General features: G+C 68.9%; 16 protein-coding genes. All 16 read right to left on the bottom strand.

Annotation, left to right across the window (positions count from 1 at the left end):
• Position 1: 1 nt before the first annotated feature.
• Positions 2-304: a 50S ribosomal protein L23 gene (gene rplW / locus O7620_RS29070; protein ID WP_007465304.1), complete on the bottom strand. Its 303-nt coding sequence runs from the start codon at positions 302-304 to the stop codon at positions 2-4.
• Positions 301-951 carry a 50S ribosomal protein L4 gene (gene rplD, locus O7620_RS29065; RefSeq protein ID WP_151488130.1) on the bottom strand — a complete coding sequence of 217 codons (651 nt, stop codon included), beginning with the start codon at positions 949-951 and terminating at the stop codon, positions 301-303. Before rplD ends, rplW begins: the two co-directional genes overlap by 4 nt.
• Positions 948-1,613, bottom strand: coding sequence for a 50S ribosomal protein L3 (gene rplC, locus O7620_RS29060; protein ID WP_151488131.1), 666 nt, complete (start codon positions 1,611-1,613; stop codon positions 948-950). Before rplC ends, rplD begins: the two co-directional genes overlap by 4 nt.
• Positions 1,614-1,624: 11 nt before the next feature.
• Positions 1,625-1,933, bottom strand: a complete 309-nt coding sequence (rpsJ, locus tag O7620_RS29055) for a 30S ribosomal protein S10 (RefSeq protein WP_007073037.1) — start codon at positions 1,931-1,933, stop codon at positions 1,625-1,627.
• A 350-nt stretch (positions 1,934-2,283) separates the two neighbouring features.
• A complete protein-coding gene (gene tuf, locus O7620_RS29050; protein WP_151488132.1) occupies positions 2,284-3,477 on the bottom strand; it encodes an elongation factor Tu in 1,194 nt (397 codons plus the stop codon).
• Positions 3,478-3,691: 214 nt separating this feature from the next.
• Complete coding sequence (gene fusA / locus O7620_RS29045) at positions 3,692-5,788, bottom strand: elongation factor G (RefSeq protein WP_151488133.1); 2,097 nt, start codon at positions 5,786-5,788, stop codon at positions 3,692-3,694.
• A gap of 74 nt (positions 5,789-5,862) precedes the next feature.
• Positions 5,863-6,333 carry a 30S ribosomal protein S7 gene (gene rpsG, locus O7620_RS29040; RefSeq protein WP_076466673.1) on the bottom strand — a complete coding sequence of 157 codons (471 nt, stop codon included), beginning with the start codon at positions 6,331-6,333 and terminating at the stop codon, positions 5,863-5,865.
• Between the two features lies 1 nt (position 6,334).
• The gene (gene rpsL / locus O7620_RS29035; RefSeq protein WP_007465318.1) at positions 6,335-6,709 is read right to left on the bottom strand and encodes a 30S ribosomal protein S12; all 375 of its coding nucleotides are present in this window, start codon (positions 6,707-6,709) and stop codon (positions 6,335-6,337) included.
• A 524-nt stretch (positions 6,710-7,233) separates the two neighbouring features.
• Positions 7,234-7,614, bottom strand: a complete 381-nt coding sequence (locus O7620_RS29030) for a hypothetical protein (RefSeq protein WP_151488139.1) — start codon at positions 7,612-7,614, stop codon at positions 7,234-7,236.
• A gap of 715 nt (positions 7,615-8,329) precedes the next feature.
• Positions 8,330-8,698: a hypothetical protein gene (locus O7620_RS29025; protein ID WP_278126309.1), complete on the bottom strand. Its 369-nt coding sequence runs from the start codon at positions 8,696-8,698 to the stop codon at positions 8,330-8,332.
• Between the two features lie 92 nt (positions 8,699-8,790).
• Positions 8,791-12,681 (bottom strand): DNA-directed RNA polymerase subunit beta', encoded by a 3,891-nt coding sequence (locus O7620_RS29020; RefSeq protein ID WP_278126307.1) that lies wholly within the window; start codon positions 12,679-12,681, stop codon positions 8,791-8,793.
• An 80-nt stretch (positions 12,682-12,761) separates the two neighbouring features.
• Positions 12,762-16,193 carry a DNA-directed RNA polymerase subunit beta gene (locus O7620_RS29015; RefSeq protein ID WP_151488763.1) on the bottom strand — a complete coding sequence of 1,144 codons (3,432 nt, stop codon included), beginning with the start codon at positions 16,191-16,193 and terminating at the stop codon, positions 12,762-12,764.
• Between the two features lie 571 nt (positions 16,194-16,764).
• On the bottom strand, positions 16,765-17,148 hold the full coding sequence (rplL, locus tag O7620_RS29010) for a 50S ribosomal protein L7/L12 (protein WP_151488762.1): 384 nt from the start codon (positions 17,146-17,148) through the stop codon (positions 16,765-16,767).
• Positions 17,149-17,199: 51 nt separating this feature from the next.
• Positions 17,200-17,748: a 50S ribosomal protein L10 gene (gene rplJ, locus O7620_RS29005; RefSeq protein ID WP_151488761.1), complete on the bottom strand. Its 549-nt coding sequence runs from the start codon at positions 17,746-17,748 to the stop codon at positions 17,200-17,202.
• Between the two features lie 340 nt (positions 17,749-18,088).
• Positions 18,089-18,778 (bottom strand): hypothetical protein, encoded by a 690-nt coding sequence (locus tag O7620_RS29000; RefSeq protein ID WP_278126305.1) that lies wholly within the window; start codon positions 18,776-18,778, stop codon positions 18,089-18,091.
• A complete protein-coding gene (locus tag O7620_RS28995; protein WP_278126304.1) occupies positions 18,775-19,692 on the bottom strand; it encodes an ATP-binding cassette domain-containing protein in 918 nt (305 codons plus the stop codon). Before O7620_RS28995 ends, O7620_RS29000 begins: the two co-directional genes overlap by 4 nt.
• Positions 19,693-19,750 lie beyond the last annotated feature (58 nt).

Genomic DNA, 19,750 nt, shown 5'->3' with positions numbered 1-19,750 from the left:
CTCAGCTGACCGGGCCGCCGAAGGCCTCGATGCGGTCACCGTCAGCCAGCTTCACGATCGCCCGCTTGGTCGCCTTGCGCTGACCGAAGCCGGTCTTGGTGCGCTTGCGCTTACCCTGGCGGTTGAGCGTGTTGACCGTCAGGACGCGGACGTTGAAGATCTGCTGGATAGCGATCTTGATCTCGGTCTTGTTCGCGTCCGGGTGCACCAGGAAGGTGTACCAGTTCCGGTTCAGCTCGCTGTAGCTCTTCTCCGAGACGACCGGCGCCACGATGATGTCGCGCGGGTCGGCGATCGTGCTCACTTGCCACCCTCCTCGGTGGTCTCGGCGGGCACGCCCAGGAACTCGTCCAGGGCGTCCTTGGTGAAGACCACGTCGTCGGCCACCAGCACGTCGTACGTGTTCAGCTGGCCGGACTCGATCAGGTGCACCCGCGGCTCGTTGCGCAGCGACACCCAGTTCAGTTCGTCGGTGCTGCTCAGCACGACCAGGACCCGACGGGCCTCGGTGAGCTTGGTCAGCGTGGCCAGGGCCGCCTTGGTCGACGGCTTCTCGCCCGAGACGAACGCCTCGACGACGTGCACCTGCCCGGCGCGGGCCCGGTCGGAGAGGGCACCGCGCAGCGCGGCGGCCTTCATCTTCTTCGGGGTCCGCTGGCTGTAGTCGCGCGGCACGGGACCGTGCACCACGCCACCGCCGGCGAACTGCGGGGCGCGGATCGAGCCCTGCCGGGCGCGACCGGTGCCCTTCTGCTTGTACGGCTTCTTGCCGCCGCCGGCGACCTCGCCGCGGGTCTTGGTCTTGTGCGTGCCCTGTCGGGCCGCCGCGAGCTGGGCCACCACGACCTGGTGCATCAGCGCGACGTTGGCCTGCACGTCGAAGATGTCCGCCGGCAGCTCGACGGAGCCGCTGGTGGTGCCTTCGACGGTGCGCACGTCAACGGTGGTCACTTGGCCGCACCGCCCTTCTTCACCTTGCTCTTGGCCGCGGTACGGACCAGAACCAGCGCGCCCTTGGGGCCAGGAATGGCACCACGGACGAGCAGGAGGTTGTTCTCGGTGTCGACCGCCTGGACGGTGAGGTTCTGCACGGTGTAGCGCACGCCACCCATCCGGCCGGCCATCCGGGTGCCCTTGAAGACACGACCCGGAGTGGCGCAGGCGCCGATGGAGCCGGGCGAGCGGTGCTTGCGCTCGACACCGTGGCTGGCGCGCAGACCGTGGAAGCCGTGCCGCTTCATCGGGCCGGCGTAGCCCTTGCCCTTGGTCTTGCCGGTGACGTCGATCGTGACGCCCGCCGGGAACTCCTCGACCGTGACCTCCTGGCCGAGCGAGTACTCCGACGCGTCCGTGGTGCGCAGCTCGACGATGTGCCGGCGCGGCGCCACGTCCGCCTTCGCGTAGTGCCCGCTGATCGGCTTCTTGACCTTGCGCGGGTCGATGGTGCCGTAGGCCAGCTGGACCGCGGAGTAACCGTCCTTCTCGGCGCTACGAACCTGGCTGATGACGCACGGGCCGGCCTCGACCACGGTCACGGGAACAACGCGGTTGTTGTCCCAGACCTGGGTCATGCCGAGCTTGGCGCCCAGGATCCCCTTGACTTGCCTGTCCATTTGTCCGGTCCCTACAGCTTGATCTCGATGTCGACGCCAGCCGGCAGGTCGAGGCGCATGAGCGAGTCGACCGTCTTCGGGGTCGGGTCGATGATGTCGATCAGCCGCTTGTGCGTGCGCATCTCGAAGTGCTCGCGCGAGTCCTTGTACTTGTGCGGCGAGCGGATAACGCAGAAACGGTTGATCTCCGTGGGCAGCGGCACCGGGCCCGCGACCTGCGCCCCGGTACGCGTCACCGTCTCGACGATCTTCCGCGCCGAGGAGTCGACGACCTCGTGGTCATAGGCCTTGAGCCGGATGCGGATCTTCTGTCCCGCCATGGTGGCTTCTGTTCCTTCTCTCGATGCCGCTGTGTTGCGGGCGCCTGTACCGGCTGGTACAGGCCCACTTCGCCGACCCCCGCGGTCGGGCGTGTCGCGCCCTCGGGCCGGGCTCCGCCCCGGGTCTCCGGAGCGGTCCTGACCGCGCGGTGGGTCAAGGCGCCGATCGCATTACCGCGACCTGAACGCCGTGCGAGGGTGGTTGGCGACTGGGCCGCCAACCACCCTACGCTCGACTGTGCCGTCACCCGGAGGTTCAGCGAAAACCGAACACAGGCGACGAACTGTCGTTACGCAACCTGACTAGTATGCCGCACGACCGGCGGCGGGTCTAATCGGGGTTACCTAGCTCACTTGATGATCTTGGTGACGAACCCGGCGCCGACGGTGCGGCCACCCTCGCGGATCGCGAACTTGAGGTTCTCCTCCATGGCGATGGGCTGGATCAGCTTCACCGACATGGTGGTGTTGTCACCCGGCATGACCATCTCGGTGCCCTCGGGGAGGGTGACGACACCGGTGACGTCCGTGGTCCGGAAGTAGAACTGCGGACGGTAGTTCTGGAAGAACGGGGTGTGCCGGCCGCCCTCCTCCTTGGAGAGGATGTAGACCGTCGCCTCGAACTCCGTGTGCGGGGTCGTGGTGCCCGGCTTGACGACCACCATGCCGCGCTCGACGTCCTCGCGCTTGATGCCACGCAGCAGCAGACCGACGTTCTCGCCCGCGCGGGCCTCGTCGAGCAGCTTGCGGAACATCTCGATACCGGTGCAGACCGTCTTCTGCGACTTCTCGCGGATTCCGACGATCTCCACCTCCTCGTTCGGCTTGAGGATGCCGCGCTCGGCGCGACCGGTGACGACGGTGCCACGACCGGTGATCGTGAAGACGTCCTCGATCGGCATGAGGAACGGCTTCTCGGTCTCGCGCTCCGGCTGCGGGATCGCGGTGTCGACCGCGGTCATCAGGTCCAGGAGCTTGCCGGTCCACTCGGGGTCACCCTCGAGGGCCTTCAGCGCCGAAACCCGAACGACCGGCAGGTCGTCACCCGGGTACTCCTGCGAGGAGAGCAGCTCGCGCACCTCGAGCTCGACGAGCTCCAGGAGCTCCTCGTCATCGACCATGTCGCTCTTGTTGAGCGCCACGACGATGTACGGCACGCCAACCTGGCGGGCCAGCAGCACGTGCTCGCGGGTCTGCGGCATCGGGCCGTCGGTCGCCGCGACCACCAGGATCGCGCCGTCCATCTGCGCGGCACCGGTGATCATGTTCTTGATGTAGTCCGCGTGGCCGGGGCAGTCGACGTGCGCGTAGTGCCGCGCCTCGGTCTGGTACTCGACGTGCGCGATCGAGATCGTGATGCCGCGGGCCTTCTCCTCCGGCGCCTTGTCGATCTCGTCGAACGGCGTGTACGGGTTCAGGTCCGGGAACTGGTCGTGCAGGACCTTGGTGATGGCCGCCGTCAGCGTCGTCTTACCGTGGTCGATGTGACCAATGGTGCCGATGTTGACGTGCGGCTTAGTCCGCTCGAACTTCGCCTTCGCCACTGGTGTCCTCCTGTGGACTTCTTGGTTCGTACGCCCGGCGCGCCGGTCGGCGCTTAGGACTCTGTCGACAGCCTTTCCGGCCTGAACGGCCGGAGAGCTTTTGTGGGTTCTGCGGCGATGAAGCCTACAGGCCCGGTCTCACGCAACCCGATCGTGGTGGCCGCGGGCGGGTGAATCCTCCCGCGACCGACCACGAATCACCTGCTCGGGGCGGTTACTCGCCCGTTGCCTTGGCGATGATCTCCTTCGCGACGCTCTGCGGAACCTCGGCGTAGGAGTCGAACTGCATGCTGTAGCTAGCCCGGCCCTGGGTCTTCGACCGCAGGTCGCCGACGTAGCCGAACATCTCCGACAACGGCACCAGGGCCCGGACGATGCGGGCGCCGCTGCGCTCCTCCATCGCCTGGATGATGCCGCGGCGGGAGTTGAGGTCGCCGATGACGTCACCCATGTTCTCCTCAGGAGTGGTGACTTCAACGGCCATCATCGGCTCGAGCAGTGCGGGGTCGGCCTTGCGGGCCGCCTCCTTCATCACCATCGAGCCGGCGATCTTGAATGCCATTTCCGAGGAGTCGACCTCGTGGTACTGGCCGTCCAGCAGCGTCAGCTTCACACCGACGAGCGGGAAGCCCGCCAGGATGCCGTACTGCAGGGCGTCCTGGGCACCGGCGTCGACCGACGGGATGAACTCCCGCGGGATGCGGCCACCGGTGACGGCGTTGGCGAACTCGTAGGTCGGCGAGTCGTTGTCCAGCGGAAGCGGCTCGACGCTCACGATGACGCGGGCGTACTGACCCGAACCACCGGTCTGCTTCTTGTGGGTGTACTCGATCTTGTCCACCTTGCGGCGGATCGTCTCGCGGTACGCCACCTGCGGCTTGCCGACGTTGGCCTCGACGTTGAACTCGCGGCGCATCCGGTCCACCAGGATGTCCAGGTGCAGCTCACCCATGCCGGAGATGACCGTCTGACCGGTCTCCTCGTCCAGCTGGACGCGGAAGGTCGGGTCCTCCTCGGCCAGGCGCTGGATGGCCGTGCCCAGCTTCTCCTGGTCGGACTTGGTCTTCGGCTCGATCGCCACCGAGATGACCGGCTCCGGGAAGGTCATCGACTCCAGGATGACCGGGTTCGCCGGGTCGGAGAGCGTGTCACCGGTGGTGGTCTGCTTGAGACCCTGCACGGCGATGATGTCACCGGCCTGCGCCGACGGACGCTCTTCCCGCTTGTTGGCGTGCATCTGGTAGATCTTGCCGATCCGCTCCTTGCGGTCCTTGGTGGAGTTGACCACCTGGGAACCGGAATCGAGCGTGCCGGAGTAGACCCGCACGTAGGTGAGCTTGCCCAGGTGCTTGTCCGTCTGGATCTTGAAGGCCAGGCCGGAGAAGGGCTCCGAGTTGGACGGCTTACGCAGCAGCGGGGTCTCGCCGTCGGGGGCCGTACCCTCGATCGCCGGAACGTCCAGCGGCGACGGCAGGAAGTCGACCACGGCGTCGAGCATGGGCTGGACGCCCTTGTTCTTGAACGCCGAGCCGCACAGCACCGGGTTGGCCTTGCCGGCGATGGTGGCACGCCGGATGGCGGCCTTGATCTCCTCGACGGAGACCTCCTCGCCTTCCAGGTACTTCTCCATCACCGAGTCGTCGACGTCGGCCAGGGTCTCCATCAGCTTCTCGCGCCACTCGGCTGCGGAGTCGGCCAGCTCGGCCGGGATCTCCTCGATCGCGTAGTCCTCACCCTTCTGGGTCTCCCCGCGCCAGGTGAGAGCGCGCATGCCGACCAGGTCCACGACGCCGATGTGGTCGCCCTCGAGCCCGATCGGGATCTGGAGCACCAGCGGGGTCGCGTTCAGCCGGTCGATCATCATCTGCACGCAGCGGAAGAAGTCGGCGCCGGTCCGGTCGAGCTTGTTGACGAAGCACATACGCGGGACGTTGTACTTGTCGGCCTGCCGCCAGACGTTCTCGGTCTGCGGCTCCACGCCGGCGACACCGTCGTAGACCGCGACCGCACCATCCAGTACCCGCAGCGACCGCTCGACCTCGACCGTGAAGTCGACGTGGCCAGGCGTGTCGATGATCTGGATCGTGTGGCCCTTCCACTCACACTTGGTAGCAGCGGAGGTGATGGTGATACCACGCTCCTGCTCCTGCTCCATCCAGTCCATGACGGCAGCGCCCTCGTGGACCTCACCGATCTTGTACGTGATACCGGTGTAGAACAGGATCCGCTCGGTGGTCGTGGTCTTACCGGCATCGATGTGCGCCATGATGCCGATGTTGCGTACGTTGGCGAGCGCGTCTGCGGCGGCCACTTCAATCCCTACTTATCGTCGTCTCGACTCAACTGGTGGCGGTTCCGGCGCCCGAGAGCGCCGGAACCAGGGTGTTACCAGCGGTAGTGCGCGAAGGCCTTGTTGGACTCGGCCATCTTGTGCGTGTCCTCGCGCCGCTTGACGGCGGCACCGAGGCCGTTGCTCGCGTCCAGCAGCTCGTTCATGAGCCGCTCGACCATGGTCTTCTCGCGGCGTGCGCGGGAGTAGGTGACCAGCCACCGCAGGCCCAGCGTGGTCGCCCGGGCGGGGCGAACCTCGACGGGAACCTGGTAGGTGGCGCCACCGACACGACGGCTGCGCACCTCGAGGGTCGGCTTGACGTTGTCCATCGCCCGCTTGAGGGTGACGACCGGGTCGGTGCCGGACTTCTCGCGGCAGCCCTCGAGGGCCGCGTACACGATGGACTCGGCGAGCTGACGCTTGCCGCGGAGCAGGATCTTGTTCACCAGCTGGGTGACCAGCGGCGAGTTGTACACCGGGTCAGCGACCAGCGGTCGCCGCGGAGCGGGTCCCTTACGCGGCATATCAGCTCTTCTCCTTCTTCGCGCCGTAACGGCTGCGCGCCTGCTTGCGGTTACGGACACCCTGGGTGTCCAGCGAACCGCGGACGATCTTGTAACGCACGCCGGGGAGGTCCTTCACCCGGCCGCCGCGCACGAGCACGATCGAGTGCTCCTGGAGGTTGTGACCCACACCGGGGATGTAGGCGGTCACCTCGATCTGGCTGCTGAGCTTCACACGAGCGACCTTGCGCAGCGCCGAGTTCGGCTTCTTCGGGGTGGTGGTGTACACGCGGGTGCACACGCCGCGCCGCTGAGGGGAACCCTTCAGCGCCGGGGTCTTGGTCTTGGTCGTCTTGGCCTGGCGGCCCTTTCGGACCAGCTGCTGGATCGTGGGCACCGGGTTTCTCCGCTCCCTTCGGCCGCTGTCGCGGCCGCGCCGTCTGCTCGTTAGCCGGCCTGATGACCGGCTCTCCTACATTCCGACCAGGGCCACCTTGCGGAGGTCCCGGCACCCGCGGTCGGGCGTGTCGCCCGGCTCACGGTCCCGGTACGGACGCTTTCGCGGACCTACCGGGGTTTTCTGTCACCGGCACGCGGGTCGCCCCGCGCCGGATCTTTGGCTTGTCGTGCTCGCCATCCGGATCGCCGGAACCAGCGCACGCACGAGTTGCCCGGGCATGCCCGGGCACAAGGGGAAAGAGTACCTACCACAGCCGCCCAGGTCAAAACGGATTGGCCCGGCGGCCGTCTCACACCCGCCAGCCGGATCATGCCCTGCCCCGTCGCCCGTGATGGGCACCTACGAATACAAGTGTACCGGCTTCCCCACCGGACCACCCGTCGCCCCCGCAGCCGGCACCGCGGACCCGTCCCGGGACCTGCGACAACCGGGCCGCACGGCGATCCGGACGGTGACCAGCCTCACGTCAGGGAGATCACCAGGGACAGGCCCAGGGCCAGCAGGCTGAGCAACGCTCCCGCCGCACCGCAGCTGAGACCGGCCACCGCCAGCCCTCGACCGGTGAACCGGACCGCGGACGGACCCGCGGGCCGGCGGATCTGCCGCTGGCCGAGCAGGCCGGCGACGACGGCGGCCACCCCGGCCAGCGCGCCCAGCACGGCGAACGCGCCGGCCGCCCAGACCCCACCCTCGTTCGCGAAGGCCACGCCGAAGCAGATCACCAGCAACGACACCAGGATCGACGCGATGCCGGCCACCAACGCCCCGACGGCCAGGCCCGAGGTGACCGGGGCCACATCCAGGTACACCACGCCGTACGGCGTACCGGGCACCGACTCCACCCGCTTCGGCGGGCGGGGCCGGTCGTCGGTCGGTGGCGGCACCGGGGGCCCATAACCGGGGGCGTGCGCCGGCTGCCCCCACCCCGGCGGGGGCCCGTACCCGGACGGCGGCTGCCCCCAACCGGGCGGCGGGGCCGGCGCACCGGAGACCGCGTACGGCTGGCCGGAGCCGGGCGCGGCGACCGCACCCCCACCGGGCAGCGTCAACCCTGAGCCGGGTGCCGGTGCACCCCAGCCAGGCGGCGTCGCGGAAGGCGGCGGCCCGCCCCAGCCAGGCGGGGTCGCGGAAGGCGGCGGCCCGCCCCAGCCAGGCGGGGTCGCGGAAGGCGGCGGCCCGCCCCAGCCGGGCGGGGTCGAGGGAGGCGGTGCACCCCAGCCCGGCGGCGTCGCGGAAGGCGGCGGTGCGCCCCAGGTCGGCACGTCAGGGTGCGGCGCGGGCGCCGGCGACACGGCCGCCGGCGCGTCCGGCTGCCGGTCCGGATCGGGCCGCGCCCAGGCGTTTGGCTCGACCGGAGCCGGAGCCGGGGTCGGGGCCGGGGTCGGGGCCGGCGGCGAGGTCGGCGCGCCAGGATGCCCGGCCGGTTCGTCCGCCGGGGGCCGCGCCGGTTCCGTCACGAGGTCCTCCTGTCGACAGGCCACCACCGCCGTGCGGCGGACACGGCCAGGCTACCGCCGGAGGTTCCACCGCCCACGCCGGGCGCGACCGCGGATCGGGTCAGTCCATGTTCGTCGGGTAGTCGTGGCCGAACGGCGCGCCCGCCAACCGGACCACGCCGATCACCACTGCGACCACCACGCTGACCGCGACCAGCACCAGGCCGGCCCAGGCCATCCGCTCCCCGCGCCGCAGCCAGGCGCCGCCGGTCAGGAAACCCCCCGAGGCGTACGCCTCGCGGCGCGCCTGGCGGGACAGTTGGAGGGCCACCGTCGCCGGCACCACACCACCGATGAACAGGCCGGTCAGCATCCCGAGCAGCCCCAGCGCGAACACCGCCCGCGCCTTGGTGGCCCGGGCCGGATCGGGATCCAGCGGATGACGGGGGCCCTGCTGCGCGCTGGACACCTGGCCGGCTGCGGTGGTCATGCCCCCATTCTGCCCAACCCGATGTGCGGGTGGGCAGGTCCGGACACGACGAGGCCCCCGGCAGGTGCCGGGGGCCTCGTCGGTGTTGGTGCTTAGCGGTACGACCCGAAGTCGAAGTCGTCCAGCGGCACAGCCTGCCCGCTGGCCGGCCCGAACCCGTAGTCGGTCTCCGGGTAACCGGTCATCGAGTAGACCTTGGCCTTGGCCTCCTCGGTCGGCTCGACCCGGACGTTGCGGTACTTGCTGATGCCGGTACCGGCCGGGATGAGCTTACCGATGATCACGTTCTCCTTGAGGCCGACCAGCGAGTCGCTGCGCGAGTTGATCGCAGCGTCGGTCAGCACCCGGGTGGTCTCCTGGAAGGAGGCCGCCGAGAGCCAGGAGTCGGTGGCCAGCGAGGCCTTGGTGATACCCATCAGCACCGGACGACCGGCGGCGGGCTCGCCGCCCTCCGAGACGAGTCGGCGGTTCTCCGACTCGAACAGCGCCCGGTCGACCAGCACACCCGGCAGGAACTCGGTCGAGCCGGAGTCGATGACCGTCACCCGCTTGAGCATCTGGCGGATGATGATCTCGATGTGCTTGTCGTGGATGAGCACGCCCTGCGAGCGGTAGACCTCCTGGACCTCCTGGGTCAGGTGGACCTGGACCGCGCGCGGACCGAGGATGCGCAGCAGCTCGTGCGGGTCGATGGTGCCCTCGGTGAGCTTCTCGCCGACCTCGACGTGACCACCGTCGTGGGTCCGCAGCCGGACCCGCTTGGAGATCTTGTCGTAGACGATCTCGTCGCTGCCGTCGTCCGGCACCACGATGATCTTCCGGGAGCGCTCGCCGTCCTCGATCCGGATCCGACCCGGGGTGTCGGCGATGGGCGCCTTACCCTTCGGGACCCGAGCCTCGAAGATTTCCTGGACACGCGGCAGACCCTGGGTGATGTCCTCACCCGCGACACCACCGGTGTGGAAGGTACGCATCGTCAGCTGCGTACCCGGCTCACCGATCGACTGGGCGGCGATGATGCCGACCGCCTCGCCGACGTCCACGGTCTTGCCGGTCGGCAGCGAACGCCCGTAGCAGGCACCGCAGACACCCAGCTTCGACTCGCAGGTGAGCACGCTGCGCACCCGGACCGTCTCCACGCCGGCGGCGACGATCTTGTCGACCCCGATCGAGTTGATGTCCTGACCCCGCTCGGCGACGACGGTGCCGTCCGGCCCCTTGATGTCGTCGGCCAGGGTACGGGCGTGCACGCTGGTCTCGGCGTGCTCGTGCACGACCAGCCTGCCGTCCTCCAGGCGCTCGCCGATCTGCATCGGGATCGCCCGGTCGGTGCCGCAGTCCTCCTCGCGGATGATCACGTCCTGGGAGACGTCCACCAGACGACGGGTCAGGTAACCCGAGTCGGCGGTCCGCAGCGCGGTGTCGGCGAGACCCTTACGGGCACCGTGCGTGGAGATGAAGTACTCCAGCACGGACAGACCCTCCCGGTAGCTGGCCTTGATCGGCCGCGGGATGATCTCGCCCTTCGGGTTGGCCACCAGACCACGGATCGCCGCGATCTGCCGGAGCTGGAGCAGGTTACCGCGGGCACCCGAGTTGATCATCTTCCACAGTGGGTTCTCCTGCGGCAGCGCGGTGTCCATCTCCTTGGCGACCTCGTTGGTCGCCTTGGTCCAGATCTCGATGAGTTCGCCGCGACGCTCCTCGGCGGTCATCAGACCACGCTGGTACTGCTTGTCGATCCGGTCGGCTTCCTTCTCGTACTTCGCCAGGATCTCCGCCTTGCGCGGCGGAGCGATGACGTCCTCCATGCCGATCGTCACGCCGGACCAGGTGGCCCAGTGGAAACCGGCCTCCTTGAGCCCGTCCAGGGTGGCGGCCAGCGCCACCTTGGGGAAGCGCTCGGCGAGGTCGTTGACGATCGCGGAGAGCTGACCCTTGCGGATCTCGTAGTTCACGAAGCGGTAGCCCTGCGGCAGCGTCTCGTTGAACAGCACCCGACCGAGGGTGGTCTCCACGGTCAGCGGCTCACCCTCGACCCAGCCCTCCGGGGCGGTCCACGCCTCGGCGCCGGCGCCGTTGTCGACACCGATCACGTCACGCAGGCGGATCTTCACCGGAGCCTGCAGGTGCAGCTCGCCGTTGTCGAACGCCATCCGCGCCTCGGCGTCCGAGCTGAACGCCCGGCCCTCGCCCTTCTCACCGGCGGTGAGGTGGGTGAGGTGGTACAGGCCGATGACCATGTCCTGGGTGGGCATGGTGACCGGCTTGCCGTCGGCCGGCTTGAGGATGTTGTTCGACGACAGCATCAGGATCCGAGCCTCGGCCTGGGCCTCGGCGGACAGCGGCACGTGCACCGCCATCTGGTCACCGTCGAAGTCGGCGTTGAACGCGGTGCAGACCAGCGGGTGGATCTGGATCGCCTTGCCCTCGACCAGCTGCGGCTCGAAGGCCTGGATGCCCAGGCGGTGCAGGGTCGGCGCCCGGTTGAGCAGCACCGGGTGCTCGCCGATGACCTCTTCCAGCACGTCCCACACGACCGGGCGCTGACGCTCGACCATCCGCTTGGCGGACTTGATGTTCTGTGCGTGGTTGAGGTCGACCAGCCGCTTCATCACGAACGGCTTGAACAGCTCCAGCGCCATCTGCTTGGGCAGACCACACTGGTGCAGCTTGAGCTTCGGGCCGACCACGATGACCGAACGGCCGGAGTAGTCGACGCGCTTGCCCAGCAGGTTCTGCCGGAAGCGGCCCTGCTTGCCCTTGAGCATGTCGGAGAGCGACTTGAGCGGGCGGTTACCCGGACCGGTGACCGGCCGGCCGCGGCGGCCGTTGTCGAACAGCGCGTCGACGGCCTCCTGGAGCATCCGCTTCTCGTTGTTGACGATGATCTCGGGCGCGCCGAGGTCGATCAGTCGCTTGAGGCGGTTGTTCCGGTTGATCACGCGGCGGTACAGGTCGTTCAGGTCCGAGGTCGCGAACCGGCCACCGTCGAGCTGCACCATCGGGCGCAGGTCCGGCGGGATGACCGGGACGCAGTCCAGCACCATGCCGAGCGGCGAGTTGCGGGTGTTCAGGAACGCCGCCACGACCTTGAGCCGCTTGAGCGCCCGGATCTTCCGCTGGCCCTTGCCGGACCGGATGGTCTCCCGCAGGCTCTCGGCCTCGGCATCGAGGTCCATGTTCTGGACCAGCGCCTTGATGGCCTCGGCGCCCATCGAGCCGGTGAAGTACTCACCGAACCGGTCGCGCAGCTCGCGGTAGAGCAGCTCGTCGGTGACCAGCTGCTTCGGCTCCAGCTTGCGGAAGGTGTCCAGCACCTCGTCCAGGCGGTCGATCTCGCGCTGGGCCCGGTCGCGGATCTGGCGCATCTCGCGCTCTCCGCCCTCCTTGACCTTGCGCCGGACGTCCGCCTTGGCACCCTCGGCCTCCAGCTCGGCCAGGTCGGCCTCGAGCTTGGCGGCCCGCTTCTCGATCTCCGAGTCGCGGCTGTTCTCGGACTGCCGCTTCTCGGCCAGGATCTCGTTCTCGATCGTCGAGAGGTCACGGTGACGCGACTCAGCGTCCACGCTCGTCACGACGTACGAGGCGAAGTAGATGATCTTCTCGAGGTCCTTGGGGGCGAGGTCCAGCAGGTAGCCCAGCCGGCTCGGCACGCCCTTGAAGTACCAGATGTGGGTCACCGGAGCAGCGAGCTCGATGTGCCCCATCCGCTCACGACGGACCTTGGAGCGGGTCACCTCGACGCCACAGCGCTCACAGATGATGCCCTTGAACCGGACGCGCTTGTACTTACCGCAGTAGCACTCCCAGTCCCGCTGCGGACCGAAGATCTTCTCGCAGAAGAGTCCGTCCTTTTCCGGCTTCAGGGTGCGGTAGTTGATCGTCTCAGGCTTCTTGACCTCGCCGTGCGACCACTGACGGATGTCGTCGGCGGTGGCGAGACCAATGCGCAGCTCGTCGAAGAAGTTGACGTCGAGCACTCTGTCCCCTATGTCGTCGTCTGTACTGCTAATTCTCGGGTGGGGTCGGGGGCCGGCGAGCCGGCCCCCGACCGCTCACCTCAGACCTCTTCGACCGAGCTCGGCTCGCGCCGGGACAGGTCGATGCCCAGCTCCTCGGCGGCCCGGAACACCTCGTCGTCGGTCTCGCGCATTTCCAGGGCCACACCGTCGCTGGAGAGCACCTCAACGTTGAGGCACAGCGACTGCAGCTCCTTGAGCAGCACCTTGAACGACTCCGGGATGCCCGGCTCCGGGATGTTCTCGCCCTTGACGATGGCCTCGTAGACCTTCACCCGGCCGAGAACGTCGTCGGACTTGATCGTGAGCAGCTCCTGCAGGGCGTAGGCAGCGCCGTACGCCTGCATCGCCCAGCACTCCATCTCACCGAAACGCTGACCACCGAACTGCGCCTTACCACCCAGCGGCTGCTGCGTGATCATCGAGTACGGGCCGGTCGACCGAGCGTGGATCTTGTCGTCGACCAGGTGGTTGAGCTTCAGGATGTAGACGTAGCCGACCGCGATCGGGTCGGGCAGCGGCTCGCCGGAACGACCGTCGAACAGCTGCGCCTTGCCGGTACGCCCGATCAGCTGCTTGCCGTCCCGGTTGGGCAGGGTCGACTCGAGCAGACCGGAGATCTCCTCCTCGCGGGCACCGTCGAAGACCGGGGTGGCCACGTTCGTGTCCCCCTCGGACTCGTGCGCGTCGATCGAGCGCAGCTGCCGCTTCCAGTCGGCGTCGTCACCCTCGACCTTCCAGCCGGTCTTGGCGACCCAACCGAGGTGGGTCTCCAGAACCTGGCCGATGTTCATCCGGCTCGGCACGCCGAGCGGGTTGAGCACGATGTCGACCGGGGTGCCGTCCTCAAGGAACGGCATGTCCTCGACCGGAAGGATCTTGGAGATGACGCCCTTGTTGCCGTGCCGGCCGGCGAGCTTGTCGCCGTCCTGGATCTTGCGCTTCTGGGCGACGTAGACCCGGACCAACTCGTTGACGCCCGGCGGCAGTTCGTCGCCGTCCTCGCGGGAGAAGGTCCGCACACCGATGACCGTGCCGGTCTCGCCGTGCGGCACCTTCAGCGAGGTGTCCCGAACCTCACGCGCCTTCTCACCGAAGATCGCGCGGAGCAGCCGCTCCTCCGGGGTCAGCTCGGTCTCGCCCTTGGGCGTGACCTTGCCGACCAGGATGTCGCCGGGGACGACCTCGGCGCCGATCCGGATGATGCCGCGCTCGTCGAGGTCGGCGAGCATTTCCTCGCTGACGTTCGGGATGTCGCGGGTGATCTCCTCCGGGCCGAGCTTGGTGTCCCGGGCGTCGACCTCGTGCTCCTCGATGTGGATCGAGGTGAGCACGTCCTGCTGCACGAGGCGCTGCGACAGGATGATCGCGTCCTCGTAGTTGTGACCCTCCCAGCACATGAACGCCACCAGCAGGTTGCGTCCGAGTGCCATCTCGCCCTCGTCGGTGCACGGACCGTCGGCGATGACCTGACCGGCCTCGACGCGGTCGCCCTCGAAGACGACCGGCTTCTGGTTGACGCAGGAGCCGGCGTTGGAGCGGCGGAACTTGTGCAGCAGGTACGTCCGGCGGTGGCCGTCGTCCTGGTGGATCGTGACGTAGTCGGCGCAGAGGTCCTCGATCACACCGCCGACCTCGGCGACAACCACGTCGCCGGCGTCGACCGCGGCCCGGTACTCCATGCCCGTACCCACCAGCGGCGCCTCGGCCTTGACCAGCGGCACCGCCTGGCGCTGCATGTTCGCACCCATCAGTGCCCGGTTGGCGTCGTCGTGCTCGAGGAACGGGATCATGGCGGTCGCGACCGAGGTCATCTGCCGGGGCGAGACGTCCATGTAGTCGACGGCACCGGGAACGACGTCCTCGGTCTCACCGCCCTTACGACGACACAGAACCCGGTCCTCGGCGAACGTGCCGTCAGCCTTCAACCGCGCGTTGGCCTGGGCCTTGACGAACCGGTCCTCCTCGTCCGCGGTCAGGTAGTCGATCTGGTCGGTGACCCGACCCTCGACGACCTTCCGGTACGGCGTCTCGATGAAGCCGAACGGGTTGACCCGGGCGAAGGTGGACAGCGCGCCGATCAGGCCGATGTTCGGGCCTTCCGGCGTCTCGATCGGGCACATCCGGCCGTAGTGGGACGGGTGCACGTCACGGACCTCGAAGCCGGCCCGCTCCCGGGACAGACCACCCGGGCCGAGCGCGCTCAGCCGGCGCCGGTGGGTCAGGCCCGCCAGCGGGTTGGTCTGGTCCATGAACTGGGACAGCTGCGACGTCCCGAAGAACTCTTTGATCGCCGCCACCACCGGGCGGATGTTGATCAGGGTCTGCGGGGTGATCGCCTCGACGTCCTGCGTGGTCATCCGCTCACGGACGACCCGCTCCATGCGGGACAGGCCGACCCGAACCTGGTTCTGGATCAGCTCACCCACGGTGCGCAGGCGCCGGTTGCCGAAGTGGTCGATGTCGTCGGCCTCGTAGCCGTCCTCACCGGCGTGCAGCCGGCACAGGTACTCCACGGTGGCGACGATGTCGTCCTCGGTGAGCGTGCCGGTGGTGATCGGCACGTCCACTTCGAGCTTCTTGTTGAACTTGTAGCGCCCGACCTTGGCGACGTCGTACCTCTTCGGGTTGAAGAAGAGGTTGTCGAGCAGGGTCTGGGCGTTCTCGCGCGTCGGCGGCTCGCCAGGGCGCAGCTTGCGGTAGATGTCTAGCAGAGCCTCATCCTGGCCGGCGATGTGGTCCTTCTCGAGCGTCGTCATCATCAGCTCGGACCAGCCGAACTTCTCACGGATCCGCTCGGCCGACCATCCGATGGCCTTGAGCAGGACCGTGACGGCCTGCCGACGCTTGCGGTCGATACGTACGCCGACCGTGTCGCGCTTGTCGATGTCGAACTCCAGCCAGGCACCCCGACTCGGGATGACCTTGACACTGGAGAGGTCGCGGTCGGAGGTCTTGTCCGGCTGCTTGTCGAAGTACACGCCCGGGGACCGGACGAGCTGGCTGACCACGACGCGCTCGGTGCCGTTGATGACGAAGGTGCCCTTGGGCGTCATCATCGGGAAGTCACCCATGAACACCGTCTGACTCTTGATCTCGCCAGTGGTGTTGTTGGTGAACTCCGCGGTCACGAAGAGCGGAGCGCAGTAGGTCAGGTCCTTCTCCTTGCACTCCTCGATCGAGGCCTTGACCTCGTCGAAGCGCGGCGCCGAGAAGGAAAGCGACATGGTGCCGGAGAAGTCCTCAATGGGACTGATCTCTTCAAGGATCTCCGCGAGACCCGAGCGTGCGTGCGGGTCGTCCGCCGACCGGCCCTGCCAAGCCTCGTTGCCGACGAGCCAGTCGAAGGACTCGTTCTGGATGGCAAGGAGGTTGGGGACCTCGAGGTGTTCGGTGATCCTGCCGAATGAAACTCGGCGGGGAGCGAATGCGCTCGACGTACGACTGGTCTTCGCAGGGCGGGAAGCTGCCAAGATGCGTCCTTCCGAGGACCGGTGCTGCAGAACGGCTGGTACGCGTGCACTCCAATGACCCCACCAGAAATATCCGTAAACGGACATTTCCGAGCAGGGGTCAAGTCGGAAGGCAGCGCAAACTAGCAGTGTAGCCGAGAGGCTAACCGCTGTCCAGCCCACCCCGCAGGTCGTTCGCGGAACGCGCCTCGGCCCCCGTCAACCGGGGTCTGCCGGGCCGCTCAGAACGCAACGTCCCCACTGGGCCACGCGGGTTGCCGCGGCCGTTGGTGCCGCCGCTGTCATTACCCACGTTGTGGCCGTCGCAAGCGCGGTGTCTTGCTGGTGTCAGCGTGCCTGGCAGCCCGGGGCCGCGTCAAGGCCCGGTATCCGGGTCGTCTGTTCTTTCCCACCGGAGGTGGACCCGTCGCGCTCGTCCGGGGCCCCACACCGATCGTCGACGCCCAGCTCAGGGCCGGTGCCGCCGGATCCACCAACACGGCGGGCGGTGATCCGTGTCGGATCACCGCCCGCCGCGACGCGATCGTGTCGCGGCTCACCGAGCCGAGGCACGCGCAGGTGGAACGTCAGGTCACTTGAGGGTGACCTTGGCGCCCTCGCCCTCGAGCTTGGCCTTCGCCTTGTCGGCGGTCTCCTTGTTGACCTTCTCCAGGATGGCCTTCGGCGCGGACTCGACCGCGTCCTTGGCCTCCTTGAGGCCCAGGCCGGTCAGCTCACGCACGACCTTGATGACCTGGATCTTCTTGCCGCCGTCAGCCTCGAGGATGACGTCGAACTCGTCCTTCTCCGGCTCGGCCTCGGCGGCGGCCGGGGCGCCACCAGCGGCGGCAACCGCGACCGGAGCCGCGGCGGTGACCTCGAAGGTGTCCTCGAACTGCTTCACGAACTCGGAGAGCTCGATCAGCGTCATCTCCTTGAACGCGTCAAGCAGCTCGTCGGTGCTGAGCTTCGCCATGTCTGGCGTCCTTTCTAAAGGTTGTTAAGAACGTGGGTGCGCCGCGCGGCCTCAGGCCGCCTCGGCGCCCTCCTGCTCGCGCTTCTTGTCCGCAAGGGCGGCCGCCGCGCGGGCGGCCTTGGAGAGCGGTGCCTGGAACAGGGCCGCGGCCTTGCTCAGGTTGCCCTTCATCGCGCCGGCCAGCTTGGCCAGCAGCACCTCGCGGGACTCCAGGTCGGCGAGCTTCGTGACCTCGGCCGCGGAAATGGCCTTGCCCTCGAAGACACCGCCCTTGATGACGAGCTTCGGGTTGGCCTTCGCGAAGTCGCGAAGCCCCTTCGCCGCCTCGACGACGTCGCCCGAAACGAAAGTCAGCGCGGTAGGACCGGTGAACAGCTCGTCGAGGCCGGTGATGCCCGCGTCCGTCGCAGCACGCTTCGCCAGCGTGTTCTTCGCGACCGTGTAGCTGGTCTCGGCACCGAGCGAGCGCCGCAGCTGGGTGAGCTGGGAAACCGTCAGACCGCGGTACTCGGTCAGCACGGTGGCGCCCGCGCTGCGGAAGCTCTCGGTCAGCTCAGAGACGGCCGTGGCCTTGTCGGCTCGGATCGGCTTGTCCGCCATGTCCCTCCTCTCTCGTTACTCGAGGCTGGTCCCCGTCACGGCCGAAGCCTGGAACGGGGGCGGAGGCAGCGACAACGAGAAAGCCCCGGCGCAGGGCGCACGGGGCGAGGGCCGGCGGATCGTCACGGTCGGCGGACCATGCTCACTGCCGAGTTACGCTTGCCGCCCTACGCGGGTCGCCCGTCTGTCGCGGGACCTTCGACCGTGCCGAAACACGGTGACCAGCGGTCTCTGGGTGGTTCCTCATCCATGAGAACACGGATGACTGTTGAAGAGTACGCGCCCGCGCCACCAGCGCCAAATCGCCACCTGTGAGCCGGACCACCGACGCCGGCGCCGCTCAACCCTGGGCGCACCGCCGCCACAGGTAGCCGCCGACGACCGCGGCGCTCCAGGCCAGCGCCCACACGCTCAGCCCCAGCAGGGTGAGCGCGGCGGCGTCGCCCGCCACCGTCCGGGCGGTCGCCATGATCGGCGGAGCCAGCCAGGGGGCCACCGACCCGCTCAGACCGAGCACCACCGCGCCGACGCCGCCGAGGGCCAGCACCGCGACGCCGTACCCGGCGCCGCCCACCGACGCCCGGCTGGCCAACGCGCCAAGAGCAACCGCCGCGGGTACGACCAGCAGATGCGCAAACAGCCCCAGCGCGAGACCGACCGGCACCGACCGGTCCCCCGGGTCCACCGGACCGGTGACCCCGGCCACCAGCCACGGGAAGACCAGCGCGACGGCCACCGTCGCCAGCGCCGCCAGGCCGGCGGCGAGCAGACCCGCGACCCTCTCCCCGGCCACCCCGACGGACACCTGGGCGAGGCGGCGCTGCACGTCCGGCTCGACGTCCAACAGGATCTTGGTCTGCCAGGCGAGCACCGGGAAGAGCACCACGGCGGAGACGCCGTACGCCTCCGCGGGCTGGGCCCGGCCGCCGCCGTACAGCGTGCCGAGCGCGACGAGACCCGCGAGCAGCGGCGCCAGCGCCCTCCCGGTACGCAGGAAGCCGGCCAGCCGCAGCCGGACCAGGGCGGTCACTGGGCCTCCCCCGCCGCCGGCTCGACCGTCGCCGGCTCGCCCGCCGCGTCGGTGCCGCCAGGCTGCTCAGTCGCCCGCTCGGCGGCCGGCCGCACCGGCGGTGCCGCGGAGCCGTCCTCCGGTGTGGCGGCGGCCGGCCGCACCGGCGGTGCCGCGGAGCCGACCTCCGGTGTGGCGGTGGAGGGGTCGGGGCGTACCCGAAGGATCTGGTGGCCGTCGGCCCGCAGGCGGGCGACGGTGCTGGCGACCCGCGCGGCCGGCACCGCGACCTCGACCACGGCGACGGCCTCGTCCGCCGACGGCGTCTCCTCGGTCAGCGAGCCGTCGGCCACCGTCCAGCGGCGCGCGCCCGGCAGCCGGACCGTCTCCCCCCGATGGTCACTGACCAGGACCGCGCCGTCGCCGGCGAGCACCTCGTCGATCAACTCGGGGACCAGGTCACGGGTGGCGGCGTCCAGCCCCTCCCACGGCTCGTCGAGCACCAGCAGGCCCGGGGGACGCAGCATCGCCTGGGCGAGGCCCACCTTCTGCGCGGTGCCCTTGGACAGCTCCGGCAGCCGGACCGCGCGGAACCGGGCCAGCCCGAGCCGGTCCGTCCAGGCGGTCACGGCGTCATCGGCGGCGGCGCGACCCAACCCGGCGACCCGCGCCATCCCGGTCAGGTAGCGGGCCACGGTGAACGGCTGGTCGGACGGGAAACGCTCCGGCACCCAACCGACCCGCGCCGGGCGGTCGGTGACCCGGCCCCGGCCCGGTCGGAGCACCCCGGCGGCCACCTGGAGCAGCGTCGACTTGCCCACCCCGTTGCGGCCCAGCACGACCGCCACCTCACCCGGGCCGATCCGTACGTCCACTCCGCGCAGCACCCACGGCCCCCGCCGGTGGTACCGCAACCAGACGTTCTCCAGCCGCATGCGGACGAGCCTGCCACACCACGAACGCGCCGGGGCGCCGCCACAGGTGTGGCGGCGC

Origin of the sequence: Micromonospora sp. WMMD710 (genome assembly GCF_029626045.1) — a bacterium.
In the GTDB taxonomy this organism is placed as follows: domain Bacteria; phylum Actinomycetota; class Actinomycetes; order Mycobacteriales; family Micromonosporaceae; genus Micromonospora.
Note: the sequence above shows the minus strand (reverse complement) of the source record. Positions and strands in the feature narration are given on the sequence as shown.

Coding starts and splice junctions, on each gene's coding strand:
- rplL (WP_151488762.1), bottom strand. CDS start 17,148: ATGGCGAAGCTCAGCACCGACGAGCTGCTTGACGCGTTCAAGGAGATG.
- O7620_RS29025 (WP_278126309.1), bottom strand. CDS start 8,698: ATGACCACCGCAGCCGGCCAGGTGTCCAGCGCGCAGCAGGGCCCCCGT.
- rplJ (WP_151488761.1), bottom strand. CDS start 17,748: ATGGCGGACAAGCCGATCCGAGCCGACAAGGCCACGGCCGTCTCTGAG.
- rplC (WP_151488131.1), bottom strand. CDS start 1,613: ATGGACAGGCAAGTCAAGGGGATCCTGGGCGCCAAGCTCGGCATGACC.
- rpsG (WP_076466673.1), bottom strand. CDS start 6,333: ATGCCGCGTAAGGGACCCGCTCCGCGGCGACCGCTGGTCGCTGACCCG.
- O7620_RS28995 (WP_278126304.1), bottom strand. CDS start 19,692: ATGCGGCTGGAGAACGTCTGGTTGCGGTACCACCGGCGGGGGCCGTGG.
- rpsJ (WP_007073037.1), bottom strand. CDS start 1,933: ATGGCGGGACAGAAGATCCGCATCCGGCTCAAGGCCTATGACCACGAG.